This window comes from Mesorhizobium sp. M7A.F.Ca.US.005.03.2.1 (assembly GCF_003997795.1).
Classification (GTDB): domain Bacteria; phylum Pseudomonadota; class Alphaproteobacteria; order Rhizobiales; family Rhizobiaceae; genus Mesorhizobium; species Mesorhizobium ciceri.
Genome location: NZ_RZRP01000650.1, coordinates 1 through 3657 on the forward strand (window position 1 = coordinate 1; position 3657 = coordinate 3657).

At 61.4% G+C, this 3657-nt stretch carries 4 protein-coding genes; all 4 read right to left on the reverse strand.

Annotated elements, in window-relative coordinates:
* Positions 1-652: ATPase, T2SS/T4P/T4SS family (locus EN991_RS27590; RefSeq protein ID WP_127369936.1), on the reverse strand; the 652-nt coding region annotated here is incomplete at its 3' end.
* Positions 649-1062: a CopG family transcriptional regulator gene (locus EN991_RS27595; RefSeq protein ID WP_063170364.1), complete on the reverse strand. Its 414-nt coding sequence runs from the start codon at positions 1060-1062 to the stop codon at positions 649-651. The genes EN991_RS27595 and EN991_RS27590, both read right to left, overlap by 4 nt.
* Positions 1063-1178: 116 nt before the next feature.
* Positions 1179-3203, reverse strand: coding sequence for a conjugal transfer protein TraG (locus EN991_RS27600; RefSeq protein WP_063169233.1), 2025 nt, complete (start codon positions 3201-3203; stop codon positions 1179-1181).
* A 219-nt stretch (positions 3204-3422) separates the two neighbouring features.
* Positions 3423-3657, reverse strand: a 235-nt coding sequence (locus tag EN991_RS40390; protein WP_206519261.1) for a hypothetical protein, incomplete at its 5' end; no start/stop codon positions are given.

Here is a 3657-nt window from a genome sequence, read left to right on the forward strand (position 1 = left end):
GGTCCGGCCTGAGCCTCAGCGTCGAGCGCACGAGATCGGCAAGGGCGACCGAGCCCCGCCTTGTTCTCAGGGCAACGCAGTCCCTGGCCGCGCACTGCAGTTCGCGTGTGTCCTCGATCAGGATCACCCGATCGTCGCATTCGGCGACTTCAGCCAGCAGAGCGTTGGCGAGTGTTGTCTTCCCCGAGGAAGTGCCGCCGGCGATCAGCATGTTGCGCCGCTCGCGGACGGCCTTTTTCAGCGCATCGGCCTGCAGCGGCAGCATGATGCGTTCGGCAACATAGTCGGCCAGGGTGTAGACTTTCGCGGCGGGCTTGCGGATGGCAAAACATGGCGCCAACACCACAGGTGGCAGCAGGCCTTCGAAGCGTTCGCCAGACGGCAATTCGGCACTGACGATCGGGTTGTCGGCGTGCGCCTCGGCGCGCACGTGCGAAGCAACCAGGCGGATGATACGTTCTGCCTCGGACGGGTGCATGTGAACGTCGGTATCGACCCGACCTTCGCCTAACCGGTCGAGTCGCAGCGCGCCGTCGGGATTGACCATCACCTCGATGACGGACGGATCGGCCAGGGCTTCGGTGATTGCCGGACCCATGGCGGTGCGCAGCATGACACGCCGCCGGTGGTCGGCCTCGGGATGAGAGCTCATCCTTCCCCTCCCCCACCATTGTCTTTGCTAAGCGACTTTTTGCCGGAAGCGATCTGGCGGCCGACCTTCTCAACGAATTTCTCGAAACGCTCTTGGGCAATAGCCTGCGTTGCCCGATCCGGGACCGGCGTGTGGGCGTGAAGGGTGATCGAAAAGCGGATGAAGAGCGCCAGGCTCTCCAGGATCACCTCGGAATCGCGCCTGACGTGGGCAAGATCGCGGGAGAGCCGGTCAAGCCTTACGCCGTAGCGCCGATCGAACTCGCTCTCGCCACGCCGCTCGATGAACGCCTCGATCGCCTTCCCCACGATCGCTGATTTGGTCGTTGACGGATCGCGACTGAGGTTGTCCAGTTTCTCGCTGAGCTCCGGCTCAAGCAGAAACTGATGGCGAATGCGGTGCGGCTTCATGCGGATCGTTCCGACGGCCCGGCGTTGCGCCGGCGACGGGAGAAGCATCGGCCAGACGCTCAAAATTGCTTATGGCCGTTATCTACGCTGAGGTGCGCTCTGCAACTCAGCGGACTTCAGAAGCCGGGAATGACATCGTCGCCCCTGCCCTCGTTGATACCGTAGACGCGGGCCGCAGTGGAAATCCGATCCATGACACGCTTGTCCGCGAGCGCTTCGCTGTCATCGTCTGCGGGCTTGTACAGATCGGCCTGATCGGGCTCTTGAGAGACAACAACGTCTTCTTCGGGCAGGCTTGGATGGCGTTGCTGCTGAACGCCTCCCTCGTCTTCAACTGGCGCGTCGGCGCTTTCCTCGTCCGCAGCAAGTCGGCTATCGACGCTGCACACTTGTCCAGTCCAGCCGTCCGGGCGTGATGCAGGGCAGTCCGCATAGGGTCCGTCGTGCAGCACCGGCGCAGGCAGCACCCGATCTGTGAAATTCTGATCCTGATAATAGCGCAGCTTCTTGGCGCGGATCGGCGGCAACCCAGAAACCAGGACCAATTCGTCTGACGGCGGCAATTGCATCACCTCGCCTGGCGTCAGGAGCGGGCGCGCGGTTTCCTGGCGGCTCACCATGACATGTGAAAGCCAGGGCGCAAGCCGATGGCCCGCATAGTTGCGCATCGACCTAAGTTCGGTTGCGGTGCCGAGGGCATCCGAGATGCGCTTGGCCGTGCGTTCGTCATTGGAGGAAAAGGCAATTCGCACGTGGCAATTGTCGAGAATAGCATTGTTCTCGCCATAGGCCTTTGAAACCTGGTTCAAAGATTGTGCGATCAGATAGGAGCGAATGCCATAACCTGCCATGAAGGCGAGCGCCGTTTCGAAGAAGTCGAGGCGACCGAGCGCCGGAAACTCGTCCAGCATCATGAGCAGCTGATGCTTACGGCTCTTCTTCGGGTCCCCCTCCAGACGCTCCGTCAACCGCCTGCCGATCTGGTTCAAGATCAGTCGCACAAAAGGCTTGGTGCGCGAGATATCCGAAGGCGGCACGACCAGATAGAGCGACAGCGGTCGCTCTCCATCCACTAGGTCAGCGATGCGCCAGTCGCAGGACGAAGTGGCCGCCGCGACCGTTGGATCACGATAAAGCCCGAGAAAGGACATGGCGGTCGAGAGGACGCCTGAGCGCTCGTTTTCCGACTTGTTCAGGAGTTCGCGAGCCGCCGAGGCCACTACGGGATGGACCTGAGGGTTATGCCCCGTCCCGAGATGGTTTGTCGTCATCATCCGCCGTAGCGTTGCGGCAAACGAGCGTTGCGGGTCCGACAGGAAGGTGGCGACGCGGGCCAGCGTCTTGTCCTCTTCAGCGTAGAGCACGTGCAAAATGGCGCCAACTAGGAGTGAATGGCTGGTCTTCTCCCAGTGGTTCCGTCGCTCCAGCGCGCCCTCGGGATCGACGAGGATGTCGGCGATGTTTTGAACGTCCCGGATCTCATCTGGGCCTTTGCGCACCTCCAGCAGCGGGTTGTAGCGTGCCGATCTCGGGTCGGTCGGATTGAACAGAAGGCAGTACGAGAATTTCGACCGCCAGCCGGAGGTCAACTGCCAATTTTCGCCTTTTATATCATGAATGATGGCAGACCCGGTCCAGGAAAGTAGCGTTGGAACAACCAGCCCCACGCCCTTGCCCGAACGCGTCGGCGCAAATGCCATGACGTGCTCCGGGCCGTCATGGCGCAGATAGCGATCGTTCAGCCTACCGAGGAAAACGCCCGCCGGCCGTAACAACCCTGCCGTCTCGACCTCATGAGTCGTGGCCCACCGTGAAGACCCATAGGTCGTAACCGACCCGCGCTGTCGCGCGCGCAAAAGCGAGCCAGCGATTGCGGCGGCACAACCCAGGAATCCGCTGGCGCCTGCAAGCGTACCGGCTTTGTCGAAGACCTCCGGCGCATAAGCATCGAAGTGGAACCACCATTCAAACAGCTTCCACGGCTTGTAGATTGGCCAGCCGGCGAAGAGAAACCATGGTGCGCCGAGAGGCGTCTGGTAGGTCAGCATTTGAGCGCACCATTGGGTTGCCGTCCATACGCCGATAATGACAATTGCGCACACAACGGCGATCTGCCCGATCAGTAGCTTCGTAGGTGTCATCGGCTTGGCCCGCTGAACAACGCGACCTAGCATCGCGCGGCGCAGCCGGGACAGGAATGTTCCTCACATACGATTTGGGAGCAATGAACGACTTCCTACGTATGCAGGTCGGTCAGCACGCGTGTTGCGCCTTCACGCGACACCATCCGCCACTCCATCCTTTCCATTCACCCTGAGGCCCGGCGCCGCCGACAGTTGCGTGACCGCTCCTCCGCAAAGTTATCTTCTGCGTTCAGGGAGCCACGGCGCCTGGGCTGGCTGATGAACACCGTCCGCTCGCGCATGTGGGGTCGAATTGATTTGTGCCCAAGTGGAGGCAGGCTCGTCTTCCAACAGTTGCCGCAGTTCCCCTGGCTCGAACGCCATCATCGGTGGGGAAGCAGGTTCATCCTCCAACAGTTGCCGCAGTTCCCCTGGCTCGAACGCCATCATCGGTGGGGAAGCGGGTTCATCC